Genomic DNA, 5,878 nt, shown 5'->3' on the forward strand with positions numbered 1-5,878 from the left:
GAATCCGAAAAAGCAAAATTGGAAACAAAAGTAAATGAACTTCAGTCACAATTGGATGAATTGATGAACCGGTTAGCAGCTCAAGAGCAAAAATTGGCTGAAATCGAATCAAAAATTATGGGATTGCAGGCTGAAATCGAAGCATTACAAGTGGTCATCGACCAAAGAACTGAAAAATTAAATACGCAGGCTCGTTATATCCAAACGGATGCGGGCGTTACGGATATAGCTTCAATGCTGTTGTCTTCAGAGAATTTTTCTGACCTAGTCGGAAAAATCACGGTCGTTTCAAAGATTGTGACTGCCAACAAGGACATCGTGGAACAACAGGAAGCGGATCAACAAAAAGTCGAAGACAGCAAAGTGGCTGTTGAAGAAGAAAAACTTGCTGCTGAAGCATTGAGACAAGACATTCTGATTTCAAAAAATAATGTCGTAGCCCAAAAAACTGAAATCGACATCCAAATCGCGCAAGTCATTGAGAACTACGAATTGACTGAAGCCGAGAAAAATGGCTTGGAATCAACCAGAGCTGACTTGGCTGCACAAACTGAAACCATCAGCAATGACATGGTAGCAGAAGAAACAAGGATTGCAGCTGAGAGGGCAGCAGCCGAACAAGCAGCATCTGAAGCGGCGGCAGTTGCAGCAGCAGCTACGGCAGCTAATAATTTGACTGCATCAGCAGCGCCGACTACGACTGCATCCAGCAGTTATACTGTAAACTCTAGTGGTTTCATAAAACCAGCCAGTGGCTACTACTCATCTCCGTTTGGATATCGTCTTTCACCAATCACTGGTGGCTCTGAATTGCATAGAGGGCAAGATATTGCGGGCAGTGGAGCTATTTCTGCTGCACAATCCGGGACTGTAGTAACAGCAACATATCACGCTAGCTTTGGCTACTATGTGGTAATCAACCATGGCACCATCAATGGTGTGACCGTTGAAACACTTTACGCGCATATGCAACCAGGGTTATTGGTCGCACCGGGACAAACAGTCAGTCAAGGTCAACAAATTGGAATAATGGGTACAACCGGCGATTCAACGGGTGTTCATCTCCATTTTGAAGTTCATGAAAATGGTGGATTAGTTGATCCATTGAATTATATCGGTGGCTAATATACTTAAAATTTCGAAGAGATTGGGAGTTCCCCAGTCTCTTTTTTCTATCTTTGGATGAAAAGGGAATAATAAATGCGGTATAATAGGGAATATGTTGAACTGAGGGGTTACAAAATGGAAAAAATCGTATCGATGAAAAATCAAAAAGTGAAACAATGGAAAAAACTGCAGACCGCGAAAGGCCGTAAAGAAGCAGGAGCTTATCTGATCGAAGGGACACATCTTTTGAAAGAGGCCATCAAAGCTGATGCGCACATCCAAGAAGTAGTGATGACAGAAGCTTTTCACCAACAGTCTGATCTGCAGATCGCGGAAGGCGACATCATCCTCGTTTCCCCGGAGATCCTCGCCAGCTTAGCCCAAACCGAGACGCCGCAAGGAGTCGTTGCGATCGTCCAGATTCCTGAATCCGCTCCAATTTTGGAATACAAAGGCAAATACATCCTTTTGGATCAGGTACAGGATCCAGGGAATGTCGGCACCATTATTCGAACTGCGGATGCTGCCGGGTATGCTGGGGTCATTTTAGGGGAAGGATCGGTTGATCTGTACAATGACAAAGTGCTGCGCTCCATGCAAGGAAGCCACTTCCATCTGCCTATTCATCGTGGCGATCTGGAAAAGATGATACCCGAAATGAAGAGCAACGGTATCCCGGTCTACGGAACTGAACTGAATGAAGCGGCTGTCGATTACCGGACCGTTTCCCCGACTGATGCAGTTGCGTTGGTGCTCGGTAACGAAGGAAATGGCGTTTCAAAAAAAGTATTGGCATTGACGGATCAGAATCTGTATATCCCGATCTTCGGTGAAGCGGAGTCTCTGAATGTCGCAGTTGCGGCAGGCATTCTGCTTTATCACTTCGTCGGCTGAAGAAATACATGAAAAAAACGCTATTTTTTCAATTAAACGTGAAAAAGTGTTGCCTTTGTGAAATTCCTATCCTATTATAGAAAACAGACATGAACTTTTTGTATGCGAGCAAGCAGGCTGCCGAATTCCTAACCAACATCATTCGTGATTCTTTTCCTTTTCGGATGGAAGGAAGCGGCGGCCACAAGCATTTTTCTGAGGAATTTCTTCAGTTAGTGCAGATTGCGGAGCAGGATGCTTATTTTTTGTAAACATTTTGTGACAAAAGGCACATTCCCTTTGACAGGGGAAATGAGGGTGTTTATAATAGGTCAAAGAGGTGAAGGCTGTGAATGAAATGCTGGAAGTAAAAAAATGTATTTGTCCAAAGTTTGAAAAAACATTCTCTATTTTAGGGAAAAAATGGACCGGCTTAATCATCGAAGTCTTGATGGACGGAGATAAACGATTCAAGGAATTGGCCGTGCAGATACCTAATGTCAGTGATCGAGTATTAGTGGAACGCTTAAAAGAGCTGGAAGATGAAAAAATTGTAGTAAGAACCGAAAATCCTGCGGCGGCAATCAAAGTGATGTACGGATTGTCCGAAAAAGGGAAAGCTTTGAACAATGTGATGCTGGAAATCCAATCTTGGTCGGATGCTTGGGTCTAATCCGAACTTGACGGAAACGGCATTTCCGGGTAAACTGGCAAAGTAAGTAAAATGAATATGAAAAGCGTTGAAGGGAACCTTCACGATCTGCAGCTTTTTTCAGGGAATAATGGCCATTGACTGCGAGCCTTTATAGAAGCCGATTGTGATTTTTCACTCCCCGAGCTGACTTTGGGATTTGCCCTGTGCAATGAATAAAGTTCCGGTTTATTACCGTTAAACAAATGAAGTGTCGTTGCTTGCAGCGAAACAAGGGTGGTACCACGAAAATCTCGTCCCTTACCAGGGACGGGATTTTTTTGCATTTTTTACGAAAAGGGGACAGAACATGGAATTGAAAGCAAAATTACAAACATTACGTATAGATGCCTTACAGCAAGTCGAATCTGCAGAGGATCTGCAGGCATTGAATCAAGTCCGCATTTCCTATTTGGGGAAAAAAGGGCCGATCACAGAAGCTTTGAGAGGGATGAAGGATTTAAGCCCTGAAGAGCGTCCCGTCATCGGAACTTTGGCGAATGAACTGCGCGACGACATCGAAGCCGCCATCCAAGCCAAAAAAGATGCTCTGGAAATCAAAAAAATGGAAGCCGAAATCGCGGCTGAAACGATCGATGTCACCTTGCCTGGCAAAAAAATCGCCCAAGGCACGACACACGTCCTGACGCAAATCAATGAAGAAATCGAAGACCTGTTCCTCGGGATGGGATACAAAATCGTCGATGGACCGGAAGTAGAAGAAGACAGCTACAACTTCGAAAAGATGAACTTGCCGAAAGATCATCCAGCCCGCGATATGCAGGACACTTTCTACATCACGGATGAGACCTTGCTGCGTACGCATACGTCGCCTGTCCAAGCGCGCACGATGGAGAAGCATGACTTCTCCAAAGGACCATTGAAGATGATCAGCCCGGGGAAAGTCTACCGCCGCGACAGCGATGACGCGACCCATTCACACCAATTCCACCAGATTGAAGGATTGGTCATCGGCGAGAACATCACTTTGGCTGATCTGAAAGGCACGCTTGCCGTCTTCGCCAAAAAATTGTTCGGCGAAGAGCGCGAAATCCGTTTGCGTCCGAGCTACTTCCCATTCACTGAACCTTCTGTCGAAGTCGATGTCAGCTGCTTCAAATGCGGCGGTTCCGGCTGCAACGTCTGCAAACAAACTGGTTGGATCGAAATCCTGGGATCCGGCATTGTGCATCCGAATGTTCTGGAAATGTCGGGGATCGATTCCACGAAATATTCCGGTTTTGCTTTCGGGCTTGGGCAAGAGCGTGTAGCGATGTTGAAATATGGAGTGGATGATATTCGCCACTTCTATCAGAACGACATCCGATTCTTAAGTCAATTTGATGTGAAGGAGTAATGAAATGAAAGTTTCCTATAAATGGTTAAAAGAGTATTTAGATCTATCCGATGTAACACCTGCAGAATTGGCTGAAAAAATGTCCCGCACGGGTATCGAGGTGGACGACGTCGTCTATCCTGGCAAAGGTTTGTCCAAAATCGTTGTCGGCGAAACGTTGTCCGTGGTTGACCATCCTGATTCGGACCATCTGCATGTCTGCCAAGTGAATATCGGGGCTGAGGAACCGATTCAGATCGTCTGCGGCGCGCCGAATGTGGCTGCTGGCCAGAAAATCATCGTGGCCTTGCATGGCGCACGGATCACCGGCAACGCAAAAATCAAAAAGGGCAAGATGCGCGGCCAAGAATCGAACGGAATGATCTGTTCGTTGGCTGAATTGGGCTACTCTGAAAGTGTTGTTTCAAAAAAATATGCGGACGGGATTTTTGTCCTGCCTGCTGATGCTGTTCCCGGAACGGAAGTCGTTGACTTGTTGGAACTGGATGATGCGATCCTGGACATCGACATCACGCCGAACCGTGCCGATGCTTTAAGCATGCGCGGATCCGCCTATGAAGTCGCAGCCATCTACAACAAAGCATTGAAATTCCCGGAGGCTCCGGTCTCCGAAAAAACAGGTTCTGTAGCGGATTACATCAAAGTTGCCGTTGAGGACACGAACGATGCGCCTGCCTATCATATCCAAGTGATCAAAGACGTAAAAATCGCGGAAAGTCCGCTTTGGCTGCAGAACAAATTGATGAACGGCGGCATCCGTCCAATCAACAACGTAGTCGACATCACGAATTATATCTTGTTGGAATACGGCCAACCGCTGCACGCTTTCGATTATGATCAAATCGGTTCCAAGGAAATCATCGTCCGCCGTGCCAAAGCGAACGAAACGATGACTACTCTTGACGGAGTGGAAAGAACGCTGGACACGGATAACATCGTCATCACGAACGGCACTGCGCCGATTGCATTGGCGGGCGTCATGGGCGGTCTGGATTCAGAAATCACCGATGAAACTGTGACTGTCGCTCTGGAAGCGGCTTTGTTCAATCCGGTTTTGATCCGCAAAACAGCAGGGAAGTTCAACTTGCGCAGCGAATCCAGTTCCCGTTTCGAAAAAGGCATCAACGTCGCGACAATCCGCACAGCCGGACAACATGCGGCTGAACTGATCCATGAGTTGGCTGGAGGCACTGTCGTTGCCGGTACGGCTTCCGTCGATACTGTGGAAGTGAAGGATACGGAAGTGGTCATCACTTTGGAAAAAATCAACCGTTCGTTAGGGACTGCCATTTCCAGCGACGAAGTGACTGCCATCTTCAACCAGTTGGGCTTTGCCTCGACGTTTGACGGCGAAACATTCACTGTTGCTGTACCGCCTAGAAGATGGGATATCTCCATCTATGCGGATATCCTGGAAGAAGTCGCACGCATCTACGGATACGACAACCTTCCGGAAACATTGCCGATCACACCGGCTTTGCCTACTGCATTGACGCCTAAACAACACACGATGCGAATCACCAGAAGATTCATGGAAGGCGCGGGACTGACCCAGAACATCAGCTATGTCTTGACTACCGCCGAAAAAGCGCGGGAATACGCAGTCGAAGACAAGGAAGGCATCCGTTTGGCTTGGCCGATGAGCGAAGATCGCAGCACACTGCGGATGAACTTGTTGAGCACGCTGCTGGACAATGCCGCTTACAACGTTGCCCGCAAGAATACGGATATCCAATTTTATGAAATAGGTCGCGTATTCTTCCCATCAGCTGATCGCGTTTTACCGATTGAGGCAGAACGTTTGGCCGGCGTGATGACAGGAATGGCCTACCAAAAAGATTGGCAAATGG

General features: G+C 46.9%; 5 protein-coding genes. All 5 read left to right on the forward strand.

All coding sequences use genetic code 11. The features are described from left to right. Window positions 1-1,125 (forward strand): murein hydrolase activator EnvC family protein (locus WBV27_RS05320; protein WP_424200087.1); only part of this gene is annotated, 1,125 nt, incomplete at its 5' end. Between the two features lie 117 nt (window positions 1,126-1,242). Beyond that, window positions 1,243-2,001 carry a TrmH family RNA methyltransferase gene (locus WBV27_RS05325; RefSeq protein ID WP_424200089.1) on the forward strand — a complete coding sequence of 253 codons (759 nt, stop codon included), beginning with the start codon at window positions 1,243-1,245 and terminating at the stop codon, window positions 1,999-2,001. Between the two features lie 340 nt (window positions 2,002-2,341). After that, window positions 2,342-2,653 carry a winged helix-turn-helix transcriptional regulator gene (locus WBV27_RS05330; protein ID WP_086628182.1) on the forward strand — a complete coding sequence of 104 codons (312 nt, stop codon included), beginning with the start codon at window positions 2,342-2,344 and terminating at the stop codon, window positions 2,651-2,653. Between the two features lie 328 nt (window positions 2,654-2,981). Then, window positions 2,982-4,028: a phenylalanine--tRNA ligase subunit alpha gene (pheS, locus tag WBV27_RS05335; protein WP_086627724.1), complete on the forward strand. Its 1,047-nt coding sequence runs from the start codon at window positions 2,982-2,984 to the stop codon at window positions 4,026-4,028. Between the two features lie 4 nt (window positions 4,029-4,032). Further along, the coding region (gene pheT, locus WBV27_RS05340; protein ID WP_424200091.1) for a phenylalanine--tRNA ligase subunit beta at window positions 4,033-5,878 on the forward strand (1,846 nt) is incomplete at its 3' end.

The organism is Trichococcus sp. (assembly GCF_049589555.1).
Lineage (GTDB): Bacteria > Bacillota > Bacilli > Lactobacillales > Aerococcaceae > Trichococcus.

Bases quoted from the DNA above. Each gene is read 5' to 3' on its own strand.
- WBV27_RS05325 (WP_424200089.1), top strand. From the start codon at position 1,243: ATGGAAAAAATCGTATCGATGAAAAATCAAAAAGTGAAACAATGGAAA.
- pheS (WP_086627724.1), top strand. From the start codon at position 2,982: ATGGAATTGAAAGCAAAATTACAAACATTACGTATAGATGCCTTACAG.